Here is a 15357-nt window from a genome sequence, read left to right as displayed (position 1 = left end):
GTCATGGGACCGGGGCGATCTCGACGGGCACGGACAGCACCCGGTCGGCCGCCGGGTGACGTACGGGGCCTTCCAGAGTGAAGGAGCCCCGGAGCGGAAGATCGCCGCTGGACCGTCCGACGGCCACGCCGATCTCCCCGGGCTCCACTCTTCTGCGCAGGTCGAGCCCGGTGAAGGAGGTCCGGTCGGCATGGACGGAGAAGGTGATCCGGGCGGCCGCGCCCGGCCGCAGTTCGACCCTGGCGAATCCGGCGAGCCACCGCTGGGGCCGGACGACGGACGCGACGGGGTCCGAGAGGTACAGCTGGACCACCTCGGTCCCGGCCACCTCGCCGACGTTGCGTACGGTGACCGAAACGGAGACGGCCCCGTCCGTCGCGGCGACGGGATCCACCGACAGTTCCGAGCAGGTGAAGCTGGTCCAGCTCAGCCCGTGTCCGAAGGGGAACAGCGGGGTCGGGTCCACCGAGCTCCAGTCGGTGCGCCCGCCGAGCCCGGCGTGCAGGTAGGTGCCGGGCTGGCCGCCGACCTGGCGGGGGATGGAGACGGGCAGCCGTCCGGACGGTTCCGCGGCCCCGCTGATGATCCGGGCCAGCGCCGTCCCGCCCTCCTCGCCGGGGAAGAAGGACTGCACCACGGCCGATGCGCGCTCGGCCGGCGTGCCGAGCGCGTAGGGCCGTCCGGAGACGAGGACCAGGACGGTCGGCACCCCGGAGTCCAGAACGGCGGAGGCGAGTGCGGCCTGGTCGCCGGGCAGGTCGAGGGTCTCGGCGTCGCAGCCCTCTCCGGAGGTGCCCCGGCCGAACATGCCGGCCCGGTCTCCCAGCACCAGCACGTTCACGTCCGGATGGTCCGCGGTGACCGTGAACCCGGCAGCGGTGAGCGCCTCGCCGAGCGTCGGGATCTCCAGCCCGAGGTCGCCGGGCAGCGCGACGTGGTTGGGGAAGGAGTAGCAGCCGAGGAAGGACTGGGGGTCGTCGGCGTAGGGCCCGCTGATCGCGACCCGGCACGGCCGCAGCGGCAGGATGCCGTCGTTGGCGAGCAGCACGGTGGACCGTTCGGCCAGGAGCCTGGCCAGTGCCCGGTTCTCCGGCGGGTCGAGGTCGACCGGCTCGGGCTTGACGGGTTCCCAGTCGGGGTCGAGCAGGCCGAGTTCGGCCTTCTGGAGCAGGACCCGTTCCGCGGCCCGGTCGATGAGCTCCTCGGGTACGCTCCCCGCCCGCACGAGTGCGGTCAGCGGCTCGGCGTAGCAGCGGGCCGTGGGCAGCTCGACGTCGATTCCGGCGGTCAGCGCCAGCGCCCCGGCCGCGCCGCGCGATCCGGTGACACCGTGCCGGGTCTCCAGGAAGGAGACGGCGTAGTAGTCGGCGACGACCACACCGGTGAACCCCAGCTCACCCCTGAGCAGCCCGGTCAGCAGCCGTTCGTCGGCGGCCACCGGGACGCCGTCCACGTCGGTGTAACTGTTCATCACCGACCGGGCGCCCCCCTCGCGCAGTGCCCGTACGAAGGGCTCGACCAGTACGTCGGCGAACTCGCGCGGCCCCGAGGAGACGGGTGCCATGTTCCGGCCGCCGCGCGAGGCCGAGTACCCGGCGAAGTGCTTGAGCGTCGCCACGATCCCGGCGCCCTCCAAGCCCTGCACATAGGCGGTGCCGATCGCTCCGACGAGATAGGGATCCTCGCCGATGCACTCCTCGGTCCTGCCCCACCGGTAGTCGCGGACCACGTCGAGCACCGGAGCCAGCCCCTGGTGAACGCCGACCCGCCGCATCCCCGCGCCGATGGTGGCGGCCATCCGGCGCACGAGTCCGGGATCGAAGGAGGCGCCCCAGGCCAGTGGCCCGGGGAAGACGGTCGCCCCGAACGTCATGAACCCGGTCAGGCACTCCTCGTGAGCGACCGCCGGGATCCCGAACCGGCCGGATCCGGTCACCTGCCGCTGGAGCGAGGCGAGCCGCTCCATCCCGGCTTCCGCGGTGATCGGCGCGGTGCCGTACACCCGGGTGAGCTGGCCGAGGCCGTGGGCGACGATGTCGTCGAGGCCGGGCGCGGACTCGCCGGAATCGTCCTCCATCGGCGCGACCGGTGCGCCCGGGTCGGAGGGCAGCGCCCAGAAGCCGGCGAGCTGACCCGCCTTCTCCTCCAGCGTCATCCGTTTCAGCAGATCGGCGACTCGTACGGACACGGTCAGGAGGGGGTCACGCCAGGGCTCGGTCAAGGAGTTCTCCTAGGGACTTCGACGACACGACCTAAACTTTGACGACACGGCCTAAAGACGGGGCGGGGCGGTGGAGAGCCGGACCTTGAGCTCTGTCGAGAGCTCCATCCGGGGGCTGACCAGGGGCTGGCCGTCCAGGAGCTGGAAGAGCGTACGGGCGGCGAGCCGGCCCATCTCCTCCAGCGGCTGGCGCACCGTCGTGAGCGGCGGGGACAGCCATTCGCACATCGGCAGGTCGTCGAAACCGACCACGCTGAGGTCCTGCGGGATGCTCAGTCCGCCCTGCCGGGCGGCTTCGTAGACGCCCATGGCCTGCTGGTCGCTGCCGGCGAAGACGGCGGTCGGCGGCTCGGGGAGGGCGAGCAGTTCCCGGGCGCGCTGGAACCCGCCCTCGTGCTGGAAGTCGCCGAACCGGATCAGGTCGCGGTCGACCTCGATCCCGGCACGCTCCAGCGCGGCGCGGTACCCGTCGATGCGGGCCTGGCTGCAGAGCATCTCCTTGCGTCCGCCGATCGCGGCGATCCGGCGGTGCCCCAGCTCCAGCAGGTGCTCGGTGGCGGCGAGGCCGCCCGCCCAGTTGGTCGCGCCGATGCTCGGCACACCGTTGCCCGGCAGGTCGATCGGGTCGATGACGACGAGTGCCACCCCGGCCTGTTCGACCTGGGCGCGCTGGGCCCGGGTGACCGAGGCGGTGACGAGGATGACGCCGTCGCTGTGGTGCAGGACCGGCAGTGCGGCCCAGCTCGAAGGCGTGGCCTCGCCCGGCGGGACGAGCGACACGACGGTGCCGACGCTCCGCCGGGCGCACTCGGCCTCGACGCCGCGCAGTATCTCCACTGCCCACGCGCTGTCCAGACCGCCGATGATCAGGTCGACCAGGCCGGACCTGCGGGCCCTGGCCTGTGCGCCGGGGTGGAGGTAGTTGTGGGAGCGCAGCAGGCTCTCGATCCGTTCGCGTGTCGCGGGTGCGACATCGGAGCGGCCGTTGACCACCTTGGACACGGTGGCCTGGGAGACCCCTGCCTCAGCGGCGATGACGGCCAGGGTCGGGCGCTGCTCGCTCAACTTCTCTCCTCCGCGCGGACGCTTTGGGTTAGCGACAGGTATCGCAAACTTTCGAAGAGTCTCCGGCCGGTGCGATCTGATTGTCAAGCTCCAAGAGGGCTGCTGCTGAAGGGAATTCGGTAAGAAGGCTTGACCGGTGCGCGCCATGTTCCTAGTTTGTGGCAGCACGAATTCGAGAAGGTTACGAAACATTTTCGAAGGAACCGGCGTCCCCTACCCCGGAGGTCCCATGGCCAGCACACCCCCGAGTCGACGAAGCTTCCTCGCGCTCTCGGGCCTGACCGCTCTGTCCGTCTCACTCACCGCGGCCTGCGGCGGCGGGGGCTCCGGCTCGGGGCCGGCGGCCGACGGCAAGGTGACCTTCGCATGGTGGAACATCGCCACGACCGAGCCGGGCAAGTCCCTGTTCCCGCAGATCTCCTCGGCGTTCACGACCGCTCACCCGAACATCACGATCAAGACGACCTCGTTGGAGAACGAGGCGTTCAAGTCCAAGCTGACGGCCACCACTTCCTCGGGCAGGCTCCCCGACGTCTTCCAGACCTGGGGCGGCGGTGTGCTGCGGCAGCAGGTCGACGCGGGGCTGGTGGAGGACCTCACCGAGGCGTTCGGCTGGTCGTCCGACCTGACCCCGGTCTCGTTGCAGGCCTATCAGTTCGAGGGCCGGACCTACGGGGTGCCCTACGACGTCGGCATGGTCGGCTTCTGGTACAACAAGAAGCTCTTCGCCCAGGCCGGGATCACCGCTCCGCCGGCCACCTGGGCCGAGTTCCTCGAAGACGTCAAGAAGCTCAAGGCCGCGGGCGTCACTCCGATCGCCCTCGCGGGCAAGGAGAAATGGCCGGGCCACTACTACTGGGCCTACCTCGCGATGCGCGTCGCAGGCCTCCCCGCGCTGCAACAGGCCGCGACCACCAAGGACTTCACCGGCGCGGGCTTCGTCAAGGCGGGCACCCACCTCAAGGAGCTGGTCGACCTCCAGCCCTTCCAGACGGGCTTCCTCGGCGCGGGCTACTCCACCCCCGGCGGCCAGGCCGCGACCATGGGCAACGGCAAGGCCGCCATGGAGCTGATGGGGCAGTGGGCACCGTCGGTGCAGAAGGACGCGGGCGCGGACCTCGCGGCGGACCTGGGGTTCTTCCCCTTCCCGACGGTCGACGGCGAAGTCGGCCGGGCCACCGAGGTGTTGGGCGGCGGCGGCGCCTTCGCGCTGCGCAAGGGCGCCCCGAAGGAGGCCCTGGACTTCCTGAAGTTCTTCGTTCTGGAGAACGAGTCCAAGCTGCTGGCCTCCAACGGCTATCTGCCCGTGGTCAAGGGTGCGGAGGGCCAACTCACCGACGCCAACCGGAAGGTGGTGGCCGACAGCCTGGTCAAGGCGACGGGTTTCCAGCTGTACCTCGACCAGGCCTACCCGCCCGCGGTCGGCCAGGAGGTCAACGACAGCGTCGCCGACCTCATCGCGGGCAAGAAGACGCCCGAGCAGGTCACCAAGTCGATCACCGAGGCTGCGAAGGGTGCCTAGCTCCGTGTCCACGCTGACCAAGGAGCGGACGCCGGACGCCCTGCCGGTGGGCCCGCCCGCCCCGGCACGGTCGCTCCTGCGCGGGCTGGGAAGCTGGGCGTCGGTCGCCTGGTTCCTCGTCCCGGCTCTGGTCCTCTTCCTCGTCTTCGTCCTCGCCCCGATCGCCGTCGCCGTCTACACCGGCTTCTTCAAGTGGGGCGGGATCGGCCCCCTGGACGGCTTCATCGGCTTCGAGAACTACGCCACGCTCTTCCGCGATCAGGTCTTCCTCGGCGATCTGGAGCGCGGGCTGTACCTGATCGCCCTGTCGATCACGGTGCAGTTGCCGTTCGCGCTGTTCACCGCGGTCCTGCTCAACCAGCGGCTGCGCGGCCGGGCCGTCTACCGGATGCTGTTCTTCGCGCCGTACATCCTGTCCGAGGTGGTCACGGCGGTCCTCTTCACGATGATCTTCCTTCCCGGCGCCGGCATGGCCGACCATCTCGCCGGCGCCCTCGGCCTGGAGGGGCTGCGGGGGAAGTGGCTCGCCGATCCCTCGACCGTCATGCCGACCCTGTTCGTGGTCATGACCTGGAAGTACTTCGGCTTCCACATGATGCTCTTCCTCGCCGGACTGCAGAGCATCCCGGGCGAGATCCTGGAGGCCGCCTCCATCGACGGCGCGGGCGCATGGCAGCGCTTCCGGCACGTGACGCTGCCGCTGCTCGGCCCGACGATCCGGATCAGCGCCTTCCTTTCGGTCATCGGGGCCATCCAGCTCTTCGACCTGGTCTGGGTCATGACCGCGGGCGGGCCCAACCACTCTTCCGAGACGATGGCGATCTCGATGTTCCAGTTCGGGTTCAAGCGCTACCAGGTCGGCTATGCCAGTGCGATCAGCGTGGTGCTGTTCATGATCAGCCTGATCTTCTCCCTCTTCTATCAGCGCTACGTGCTCCGCCGTGACCTGAGCGGGGCCGTCACCTCGGGAGGTGGCCGATGAACGCCCGTAGGACGGCGCGAGGCCTGTCGTTGCACGCCGTGGTCTGGCTGATCGGCGCGTTCGTCGTCGTGCCGCTGCTCTACGCGGTGATCTCCGGGTTCAAGAGCACCGGCGAGCTGACGACCAACCCGTTCGGGCTGCCCGAACACTGGAAGACCGGCAACTACACCGGCATCCTCGGCGACGGAACGTTCTGGCGGCAGATCGCCAACAGCGCGGGCATCGCGATCGGCACGACGTGCTGCACGGTGGCGGCCTCCGCGATGGCGGCGTTCGCGCTGGCCCGCTACGCCTTCCGGGGCAGGGAACTGTTCTACATGCTGTTCACGATCGGGCTGATGTTCCCGTTCGCCGTGGCCGTCCTGCCGTTGTTCCTGCTGCTGCGCACCTTCGACCTGCTCGACAACCCGCTCGGAGTGATCCTCCCGCAGGCGGCCTTCGGGCTTCCCATGACGATCATCATTCTGCGCGGCTTCTTCCGGACCATCCCGGCGGAGGTCGAGGAGGCGGCCGTCATGGACGGCTGCGGCAAGTTCCGCTTCTTCTGGAAGATCCTGCTGCCGATGGCGCGTCCGGCGCTCGGCACGGTGTCGGTGCTGGCGATCGTCGCGAGCTGGAACAACTTCTTCCTGCCGCTGCTGGTGTTCAACGACCCGAAATGGCAGACGATCCCGGTCGGAGTCCAGCAGTTCCAGGGCCAGTACTCGACCGACTATGCGCTCGTCCTCGCCTACATCGTGCTCGCCATGGTTCCCGCCCTCGCGTTCTACGCCGTCGCCGAGCGGCAGTTGATCGGCGGCCTCACCGCGGGCGCCACCAAGGGCTGACCCGCCCCGCGCGACCTCCACCCCCGAGGAGACCCTGTGAAACGTCTGTCCGCACTGGAGTCCCCAATTTTGTTAGCGCTCACATCCCCTCGACCGGCGCGCCCATCGGTGCGACCCGGGCACTCGTCCATCCCCGAGGAGCAGCCCGCCATGTCCCTTCCCAAGTCCGCTCCCCTGTCCCGGATCCTCACCGCCCTGTCCGTCGCCGTCTGCCTCTCGGCCGGTCTCGCCGCGGCGCCCGCAGCCGCCGGGCCCCGTCCCAGGACGCTCGGCGAACTGGCCGCGAAGCACCACAAGTACTTCGGCTCCGCCACCGACAACCCCGAGTTCACCGACGCCGCCTATCTGAAGCTCCTCGGCAGCGAATTCGGCCAGACCACCCCCGGCAACGCCATGAAGTGGTACGCCACCGAACCCCAGCGCGGCGTCTTCGACTTCACCGATGCCGACAAGGTGGTCGCGTTCGCCACGGCCCATCACCAGAAGGTCCGCGGTCACACCCTCATCTGGCACAACCAGCTCCCCGCCTGGCTCACCGAGCGCACCTGGAGCGCCGACGAGCTGCGCGCCGTCCTCAAGAACCACATCCAGACGGAGGTCCGGCACTTCAAGGGCCAGGTGATCCACTGGGACGTCGTCAACGAGGCCTTCAACGAGGACGGCACCTACCGCGAATCGCTCTTCTACAAGACGCTCGGCCCCGGCTACATCGCCGACGCCCTGCGCTGGGCCCACGAGGCCGACCGGCACGCCACGTTGTACCTCAACGACTACAACGTCGACGGGATCGGCCCCAAGAGCGACGCCTACTACACCCTGATCAAGCAGTTGAAGGCGGACGGCGTCCCGGTCGGGGGCTTCGGCATCCAGGGCCACCTGGCGCTCCAGTACGGCTTCCCCGCCGATGTCCAGCAGAACATGCAGCGCTTCGCCGACCTCGGGGTGGACGTCGCGGTCACCGAGCTCGACATCCGGATGGCCCTCCCCGCGACCCCTTCGATGCTCGCCACCCAGGCCACCTGGTACGCCGACTACGTCAAGGCCTGTCTGGCGGTCAGGAAGTGCGTCGGCGTCACCATCTGGGACTACACGGACAAGTACTCGTGGATCCCCTCCGTCTTCCCCGGCGAGGGTGCGGCGCTGCCCTACGACGAGAACCTGCTGCCCAAGCCCGCCTATCACTCGATCAAGGAGGCGCTGGGCGGATGATCAGGACGGCGATCGCCGGAACGGGCGGGATCGCGGGCATCTGCCACGTTCCGGCCCTCCGCGCGCAGGCACACCGGGCCCCGACCGTGGCAGCCGTCGACGTGGACGTAGGGGCCGACTCCCGGGCCCTGGACATCACCACCGCGCTGACCAACGTCCGCCGACCCCCTGACGCGTCCGCCCCGCGGTCCGTCGGGGTCACCCCACCCCACCCCCCCCGAAGGAGCCCTTCTGATGTGGTCTCGCCCACCATCCCCGGTCCACCTGAGGCGACGCCTGCTCGCCGTCCTCGCGCCCTTGCTCCTCCTGGCCGCCTTCCTCGGTGTGCAGCCCGCCGGCGCGGCGACGGCCGTCGACCCCGACGCCTCATACGTGCTGGTCAACCGCAACAGCGGCAAGGCCCTGGACGTCTACAACCTGGCGACCAATGACGGCGCCCGCATCACCCAGTGGACCAGGAACGACCAGAACCAGCAGCAGTGGCAGTTCGTCGACTCGGGCGACGGCTACTACCGCATCAAGTCCCGACACTCCGGCAAGGTGCTGGACGTCCAGAGCAAGTCCACGGCCAACGGCGCCTCGATCGTCCAGTGGGCCGACGTGAACGGCACCAACCAGCAGTGGCGGCTGGCCGACAGCTCGGACGGCTACCTGAGGCTCATCGCGCGCCACAGCAACAAGGCCCTCGAAGTACAAGGCGGCTCCACCGCCGACGGCGCGAACATCGTCCAGTACGACGACTGGGGCGGCACCAACCAGCAGTGGCAGCTCGTCCGGGTCGGCGCCGGCAACCCCGGCCCGTGCGCTCTTCCGTCGACCTACCGCTGGACATCGACGGGCGCGCTGGCGCAGCCCAAGGCCGGGTGGGCCTCGCTCAAGGACTTCACCGTCGCCCCCTACAACGGCAAGCAGCTCGTCTATGCGACGACGCACGACACCGGGAGCAATTGGGGTTCGATGAACTTCGGCCTGTTCACCAACTGGTCGGAGATGGCCTCGGCCGGCCAGAACGGGATGTCGACGTCGACCGTCGCGCCCACGCTCTTCTACTTCGCGCCGAAGAACATCTGGGTGCTCTCCTACCAGTGGGGCGGGACCGCCTTCTCCTACCGGACGTCGAGCGACCCCACCAACCCGAACGGCTGGTCATCACCGCAGGTGCTCTTCTCCGGAAGCATCGCCGGCTCCGGAACGGGCCCCATCGACCAGACGCTCATCGGTGACGGGACGAACATGTACCTGTTCTTCGCCGGTGACAACGGCAAGATCTACCGGGCCGGCATGCCGATCGGGAACTTCCCGGGCAGTTTCGGCTCGAACTCGACCGTGATCATGAGCGACACGACGAACAACCTGTTCGAAGCCCCGCAGGTCTACAAGCTCCAGGGCCAGGACCGCTACCTCATGATCGTCGAGGCGATCGGCTCGCAGGGCCGCTACTTCCGCTCGTTCACGGCCACCAGTCTGGACGGCTCATGGACGCCCCAGGCCGCGAGCGAGAGCAACCCCTTCGCCGGCAAGGCCAACAGCGGCGCCACGTGGACCAACGACATCAGTCATGGCGAACTGATCCGCACCAGCGCCGATCAGACCTTCACCGTCGATCCCTGCAACCTGCAGTTCCTGTACCAGGGACGCGACCCCAACGTCGGCGGCGACTACGGTCTGTGGCCCTACCGGCCGGGTCTGCTGACCCTGCAGCGCTGATGACGTGACACCGGTCCGGCTCCGGAGTGGAGCCGGCGTGGCGGGCCCGGCGGAAGGCCGAGCCCGCCCGGGTGCACGTCCTCAGGGCTGACGTCGCCTACCCGGTCGGCAATCGGCCGGTTGCCCGGAGGGTGACCGCCACGACCTCGGGGGTCATGACGTCGGCGACGGTGTACGGGGTGGAGGCCATGGTGTAGTCCTCAGTGTGCACAGGCGAGCGGAGCCGCTGCCTGGGGGCGAGCGGGTCGAGGGTCCGTCCGGAAGGACGCGCCTCGCGGTGCTGACCGCCGGGCCTGTGCGGCCCGGTCAGCGGCCCCGGTCAGCGGACCAGGACGGCCTCCCCGGACTTGGGCACGACGGCCGTCCACCCCAGCTCGCGGTCGATGCGGTCGCGCAGGGTCTCCGAGGCGGTACCTTCGCCGTGGACGAGGTAGGTGGTGTGCGGGGCGGGGGCGCCGCGCAGCCAGTCGATGATCTGGCCGGCGTCGGCATGGGCGGAGAAGTGCGGTACGTCGGCGACCTCGGCCCGTACGGGGACGTACTCGCCGAACATCTTGAGCGTGCGCGCGCCGTCCACGAGATCGCGGGCCCGGGTGCCGGCGGCGGCGAACCCGACGATCACCACGGCGCTGCGCGGGTCGGGGAGGACCCTGCTCAGGTGGTGCAGGACGCGCCCGCCCGTCGCCATGCCGGCGGAGGAGACGATGACGGCCGGTCCTCCGGCGTTGCTGATGTCGATCGATTCCTGCACGGTGCGGGTGGCGAGGAAGGGGTCCGGGCTGATCGCCCGCTCGCCCTGGGCCAGGGCCTCCGGCCGCAGCTCGGGCGAGCGGGACCGGAGGGCGTCGCGGTAGACGTCCAGGGCCGCCAGCGCCATGGGGCTGTCCACGTACACGGGGACGTTCCGCGGCAGGACGCCCTCGCGGCGCAGGACGGCGAGTTCATGGAGCACCACCTCGGTGCGGTCGATCGCGAAGGCCGGGATCACCACGGTGCCTCCCCGCGCGAGGGTGCGGCTGATGACGGCGGCGAACTCCCGCTGGGCCGTCTCGTGATCATGGTGGCGGTCCCCGTAGGTGGACTCCATCAGCAGCACGTCGGCGCCCGAGAACGGCTCCGGCGGGAGGAGCAGGGGATGCCCGGGGCGGCCGAGGTCGCCGCTGGTGGCGAGCGTGTGGCCGTCCTCCAGCGTGAGGTGGACCCAGGCGGATCCGAGGATGTGCCCGCCGCGGTGCAGCCGCAGCCTGGTCCCCGCCATGATCTCGATTTCTTCGCCCATCGGGACGGGATCGAAGAACTTGACGGTCTGGTCCACATCGCTGTCGTCGTAGAGCGGCGACGCGGGCCGGTGCTTCGACCAGCCGTGCTCGTTGGCGTGCCCTGCCGCTTCCCTCTGCAGCTTCGCGCTGTCACGGAGCACGATCTCGGCCAGCCGGGCGGTGTGCGCGCTGGTCAGGATGGGGCCGCGGAAGCCGTGCCGGACCAGCCGGGGCAGGTAACCGCAGTGGTCCAGGTGGGCGTGGGTGACGACCACGGCGTGGATGTCGGCGGCGTCGCAGGGCAGCTTCTCCCAGTTGCGACGACGCAGGTCCGCGAAACCCTGGAAGAGACCGCAGTCGACGAGGATCCGGGCGTGGTCGCTCTCGACCAGGAACTTGCTGCCGGTCACGGTCCGCACGCCCCCCAGGAAGCGCAGCAGCGCGGGACGTGAGGCCGACGTCGACGGGGCGGTCATCGGGGCTGTCTCGGTCATGGCGGCGGCCCTCCTTTCGGGGCGGGTACCGGTCTTCACCATCGCATCCGCCACGCGGCGCGGAGAGGGGGCCGACAGGTCCCGGCCGGGGGCCGACCGGCCCCTGTACCCGGGGCGGCCACCGGGCCAGCCTGGCACTGTCCCCACCCGACGAGACACAGGAAGAAGGACGACGCCATGAAGGCACTCGTCTTCCACGGCCCGGGGCAGACCGCTTGGCAGGACGTCCCGGACCCCGCGATCAAGGATGCAGCCGACGCGATCGTCCGGGTCGACGCGGTGACCATCTGCGGCACCGACCTGCACATCGTCAAGGGCGACGTACCCGAGGTGACCCCCGGCCGGATCCTGGGCCACGAGGCCGTCGGAACCGTGGTGGAGACCGGCGGCGACGTGCGCTCCGTCCGCCCCGGGGACCGGGTGCTCATCTCCTGCATCTCCTCGTGCGGCCGTTGCCGCTACTGCCGGGAGAGCCGCTACGGGCAGTGCCGCGGCGGCGGTGGCTGGGTGCTCGGCCACACCATCGACGGGACCCAGGCCGAGTACGTCCGCGTCCCCTTCGCCGACCTGTCCGTCCACGCGCTGCCCAGCGCCGTCTCCAGCCAGGACGCCGTCCTCCTGGCCGACATCTTCCCCACCTCCTACGAGGTGGGCGTGCTCAACGGGAACGTCCGGCCGGGCGACACCGTCGTGGTGGTCGGTGCGGGCCCGATCGGCCTCGCGGCCATCGCCACCGCCGGCCTGTACAGCCCCGGCCGGATCATCGCCGTCGACCTCGCGGAGTCGAGGCTGGCGGCCGCCCGTGCCTTCGGCGCCGATGCGACCGCCGGCGCGAGCGACCAGCCGGAACAGCTCGTCACCGACCTCACCGACGGGCTCGGCGCCGACGTGGTCATCGAGGCCGTCGGCGTCCCGGACGCCTTCGAAATGTGCACGCGCATGGTCCGCCCCGGTGGCCACGTGGCCAACATCGGCGTCCACGGCAAGCCCGCCACCCTGCACCTCGAAGACCTGTGGATCAAGGACGTCACCATCACCACGGGCCTGGTCGACACCAGCTCCACCCCGATGCTGCTCCGCATGATGGCCGCCGGCCGCCTCCCCGGGAGCGAGCTGATCACCCACCGCTTCGAGCTGGGGCAGATGGAAGAGGCGTACGACGTATTCTCCCGCGCCGCTGACACCGGCGCCCTGAAGGTCGTACTCGGTGGCCCCCGGCACGACGTGGTCGCCGAGACGGCCCCGCACGAGACCGACAGGACGTGACCGCCGCGAACGGCCGCACACAAGGACCCTCGCCCACCGAAGCCCCCACCGCCGGGACGGAGGTCGGCTACGACGCCGTGGTCCTCGGCGGGGCCCTGTACGCGGGGCACTGGAGCCGCACGGCCAAGCGCCGCGCCGAACGCGATGCCGACGCCCTCAAGCACCGTCCGGTCTGGCTGTTGAGCAGCGGTCCGCTGGACCGCTCCGCAGAACCCGCCACATCGGCGCCGAGCTCGCCGCCCTCAACTGAGCGATCCGACCAGGCCATGGCACGGAGGTGCCACATGTTCGAGACCCCTTCGGAGAAGGACCCGCGGCGACGCCCGGGCGGCCGTCGTCCGAATCCACTGCGCCGCGCCGCCGACCGTACGCGTACCCGATGGCTCGCCGCCTTCAGGCTCTTCCTGCTCGTCGCCGTGGTCTGCGGCGTCGCGGCCGGAACGGCCGTCCGCGACGCCGAGGCCCGTACCGCCCAGGCGGAGGCACTGCACCGTCACCGGGTGTCGGCCATGACCACGGACCAGGCCGACCGGGTGCTCTCCGGCCGCTTCAGCAATACCCGCACGGCGATGGCGCAAGCCTCCTGGGAATACCCCGCGTCCCACCGCCACACCGCCAGGATCCTCGTCCCGGACGGCACACCTGCGGGCGGGGCGGTCACGCTCTGGGTGGACGACACGGGTCAGGTGACACCCGCACCCCGACCCGACGCGGAAGTCGTCTCCACCGCCGTCGCCGCCGGGGCCGCGGTGTCCGGGCTGCTCGCGCTGTCCGCCGGGGGACTCGTCTGGTTCAAGCTCCGTTGCGTCGACGCGGACTGCCTGAACGCATGGGACCGCGCATGGGAAGACATCGAGCCGCGCTGGTCCGGTCGGCTGCGCAGTGAACCGGGAGCCAACGATTCCTAATGCCGTTCGTCAAGCCGCGGCGCACGCTTGAGGTAGCGGGCAGGATGTGTCGGAGGTGCGCGGTACAGTCCGTTCATCCGACTGGGGAGGGCTCATGGGGACCAAGTGGAGCTTGACGATCGACTGCGCGTACCCGGCGAAACTGGCCGCGTTCTGGGCGCTGGCGTTGGGCTACGAGGAGAAGCCCGCGCCCGCAGGGTTCGGGAGCTGGGAGGAGTGGTTCTCGCATCATGAGGTTCCGGAGGACGAGTGGGATGACGGGGCGTACCTCTCAGATCCGGACGGCGTGGGCCCCACCATGTCCTTCCTGAAGGTGCCGGAGCCGAAGGTGGCGAAGAACCGGCTGCATATCGACGTGCAAGTTGGTGGCGGCCGTGAAACCCCGTGGGAGGTGCGCTGGCCGCGCGTGGTCGAGGCGGTGGAGCGGTTGACCGCTGCGGGCGCGACCGTGGTCCGCGAGGACGAGTTGCAGGGCAGGCCGGATCACGTGGTGATGGCAGACCCGGAAGGTAACGAGTTTTGCCTGGTCTGACGGGGTCGGTCGGACCAACTGGCCGCGCGCAGCGTGTCGCGTCCCTTCCTATGCGGCAGCCCTTGCCGGCGGAGCTGGCTCGTAGCGCCGTCCGTCGCGCAGAAGCGCCCAGATGACGTTGACGCGACGCCGGGCCAGGGCGAGGACGGCCTGGGTATGGCGTTTGCCCTCGGCGCGCTTGCGGTCGTAGAAGCGCCGCGATTCCTCGCAACAGCGGATGCTGATCAACGCGGAGGTGTAGAAGACGCGCTGGAGCTTGCGGTTGTAGCGTTGCGGGCGGCGGAGGTTGCCGCTGATCTTGCCGGAGTCACGGGGTGCGGGCGCGACTCCACCGAAGCCGGCGAGGCGATCGGGAGTGGCGAAGGCGTCCATGTCCCCGCCGGTGGCGGCCAGGAACTCGGCCCCGAGGATGGGACCCAGGCCCGGCAGGCCGGCGAGGATCTCTGCATCGCGGTGCTCGCGGAACCGGGCCGCGATGAGCTTGTCCATCTCGGCTACCTGCTGGTTGAGGGCTATCACCTGGGCGGCCAAGGTGTGGACCATCCAGGCTGCCGTCCTCTCGCCCGGGACGCTCGTGTGCTGGCTGCCGGCGGCCTCCAGCGCAGCCTCGGCGATCTGGCCGGCGCCACGAACGCCGCGGTTCCGCAGCCAGCTCTCCAGCCGCTTGGTGCCCAGGCGTCGCAGGGCGGCCGGGGTCTGATAGCCGGTCAGCAGCGTCAGCGGCCCGGCATTGGTGAGGTCCAGGGCCCGGTCCAGCGCGGGGAAGATGCCGGTCAGGAGGGCGCGGAGGCGGTTGACGGTGCGGGTGCGGTCGGCGACCAGGTCCGAGCGGTGGGCGGTGAGGATCTTGAGGTCAGTGGCGACCTCGTCGCTGGTCCGCAGGAGCTGCAGGTCGCGGCGGATGCGGGTCTGGTCGGCGATCACCGCCGCGTCCTTGGCGTCGGTCTTGCCCTCGCCGCGGTAGCCCTCGGAGGCGCGGTTGATGGCCCGTCCGGAGATGTAGAAGGCGCGCTGGCCGTGGCCCAGGAGCACTGCGATCACCAGGGCGGCTCCGCCGTCGGCCAGGTCGATGCCCCAGGTCACCTCGTCGCCCAGGTCCAGGACGTCGGCGAGGAGTTGGAGGAGCTCCGGCTCGTCGTTGGCGACTCGTCGCGAGAGCAGCCGGCGGCCGTTCTCGTCGATGACCACGCAGTGGTGGTGGGTCTTGCCTGCGTCGATACCGGCCCAGATGGCGGCCACTTGGTTCCTCCGTGCGTCGGACTGTGCGGACGTACCACGGACGACGTCGCTGTCGATTCCCTACGGAGCGATCGAGTCGCAATTCCTAATTGGCAGCCGAGTCGTCGTGGGGCGTCGGGCGGCCAA

The 15357-nt window shown here is 70.1% G+C and carries 12 protein-coding genes; 8 read left to right on the top strand and 4 right to left on the bottom strand.

The window, feature by feature from the left end:
* Position 1: 1 nt before the first annotated feature.
* The gene (locus OHS33_RS03255; protein WP_330328851.1) at positions 2 to 2221 is read right to left on the bottom strand and encodes a glycoside hydrolase family 3 N-terminal domain-containing protein; all 2220 of its coding nucleotides are present in this window, start codon (positions 2219 to 2221) and stop codon (positions 2 to 4) included.
* Positions 2222 to 2272: 51 nt separating this feature from the next.
* Positions 2273 to 3286 carry a LacI family DNA-binding transcriptional regulator gene (locus tag OHS33_RS03250; RefSeq protein ID WP_330328850.1) on the bottom strand — a complete coding sequence of 338 codons (1014 nt, stop codon included), beginning with the start codon at positions 3284 to 3286 and terminating at the stop codon, positions 2273 to 2275.
* Positions 3287 to 3515: 229 nt separating this feature from the next.
* On the opposite strand from OHS33_RS03250, the gene OHS33_RS03245 reads away from it, so the two are divergent.
* From OHS33_RS03245 to OHS33_RS03225, 5 genes are all read left to right on the top strand, one after another.
* Complete coding sequence (locus OHS33_RS03245; RefSeq protein WP_330328849.1) at positions 3516 to 4808, top strand: extracellular solute-binding protein; 1293 nt, start codon at positions 3516 to 3518, stop codon at positions 4806 to 4808.
* Positions 4801 to 5790 carry a carbohydrate ABC transporter permease gene (locus OHS33_RS03240; protein WP_443065200.1) on the top strand — a complete coding sequence of 330 codons (990 nt, stop codon included), beginning with the start codon at positions 4801 to 4803 and terminating at the stop codon, positions 5788 to 5790. The genes OHS33_RS03245 and OHS33_RS03240 overlap by 8 nt, the downstream gene beginning before the upstream one ends.
* Positions 5787 to 6617: a carbohydrate ABC transporter permease gene (locus OHS33_RS03235; protein ID WP_330328848.1), complete on the top strand. Its 831-nt coding sequence runs from the start codon at positions 5787 to 5789 to the stop codon at positions 6615 to 6617. The genes OHS33_RS03240 and OHS33_RS03235 overlap by 4 nt, the downstream gene beginning before the upstream one ends.
* 150 nt (positions 6618 to 6767) lie before the next feature.
* Positions 6768 to 7826 carry an endo-1,4-beta-xylanase gene (locus tag OHS33_RS03230; RefSeq protein ID WP_330328847.1) on the top strand — a complete coding sequence of 353 codons (1059 nt, stop codon included), beginning with the start codon at positions 6768 to 6770 and terminating at the stop codon, positions 7824 to 7826.
* Positions 7827 to 8060: 234 nt separating this feature from the next.
* Positions 8061 to 9533, top strand: a complete 1473-nt coding sequence (locus tag OHS33_RS03225; protein ID WP_330328846.1) for a non-reducing end alpha-L-arabinofuranosidase family hydrolase — start codon at positions 8061 to 8063, stop codon at positions 9531 to 9533.
* Between the two features lie 319 nt (positions 9534 to 9852).
* Here the strand turns inward: OHS33_RS03225 and OHS33_RS03220 are convergent, their stop codons facing one another.
* Positions 9853 to 11286, bottom strand: coding sequence for an MBL fold metallo-hydrolase (locus tag OHS33_RS03220; RefSeq protein WP_330328845.1), 1434 nt, complete (start codon positions 11284 to 11286; stop codon positions 9853 to 9855).
* 177 nt (positions 11287 to 11463) lie between these two features.
* On the opposite strand from OHS33_RS03220, the gene OHS33_RS03215 reads away from it, so the two are divergent.
* From OHS33_RS03215 to OHS33_RS03205, 3 genes are all read left to right on the top strand, one after another.
* Positions 11464 to 12552, top strand: a complete 1089-nt coding sequence (locus OHS33_RS03215) for a zinc-dependent alcohol dehydrogenase family protein (RefSeq protein ID WP_330328844.1) — start codon at positions 11464 to 11466, stop codon at positions 12550 to 12552.
* A complete protein-coding gene (locus OHS33_RS03210; protein ID WP_330328843.1) occupies positions 12549 to 13460 on the top strand; it encodes an Rv1733c family protein in 912 nt (303 codons plus the stop codon). The genes OHS33_RS03215 and OHS33_RS03210 overlap by 4 nt, the downstream gene beginning before the upstream one ends.
* A 94-nt stretch (positions 13461 to 13554) precedes the next feature.
* Positions 13555 to 13992: a VOC family protein gene (locus tag OHS33_RS03205; protein ID WP_330328842.1), complete on the top strand. Its 438-nt coding sequence runs from the start codon at positions 13555 to 13557 to the stop codon at positions 13990 to 13992.
* A 48-nt stretch (positions 13993 to 14040) separates the two neighbouring features.
* Here the strand turns inward: OHS33_RS03205 and OHS33_RS03200 are convergent, their stop codons facing one another.
* Positions 14041 to 15231, bottom strand: a complete 1191-nt coding sequence (locus OHS33_RS03200) for an IS110 family transposase (protein WP_330328841.1) — start codon at positions 15229 to 15231, stop codon at positions 14041 to 14043.
* Positions 15232 to 15357: the final 126 nt, after the last annotated feature.

This window comes from Streptomyces sp. NBC_00536 (assembly GCF_036346295.1).
Lineage (GTDB): Bacteria > Actinomycetota > Actinomycetes > Streptomycetales > Streptomycetaceae > Streptomyces.
Note: the sequence above shows the minus strand (reverse complement) of the source record. Positions and strands in the feature narration are given on the sequence as shown.

Coding starts and splice junctions, on each gene's coding strand:
- OHS33_RS03245 (WP_330328849.1), top strand. CDS start 3,516: ATGGCCAGCACACCCCCGAGTCGACGAAGCTTCCTCGCGCTCTCGGGC.
- OHS33_RS03235 (WP_330328848.1), top strand. CDS start 5,787: ATGAACGCCCGTAGGACGGCGCGAGGCCTGTCGTTGCACGCCGTGGTC.
- OHS33_RS03230 (WP_330328847.1), top strand. CDS start 6,768: ATGTCCCTTCCCAAGTCCGCTCCCCTGTCCCGGATCCTCACCGCCCTG.
- OHS33_RS03225 (WP_330328846.1), top strand. CDS start 8,061: ATGTGGTCTCGCCCACCATCCCCGGTCCACCTGAGGCGACGCCTGCTC.
- OHS33_RS03220 (WP_330328845.1), bottom strand. CDS start 11,286: ATGACCGAGACAGCCCCGATGACCGCCCCGTCGACGTCGGCCTCACGT.
- OHS33_RS03215 (WP_330328844.1), top strand. CDS start 11,464: ATGAAGGCACTCGTCTTCCACGGCCCGGGGCAGACCGCTTGGCAGGAC.
- OHS33_RS03205 (WP_330328842.1), top strand. CDS start 13,555: ATGGGGACCAAGTGGAGCTTGACGATCGACTGCGCGTACCCGGCGAAA.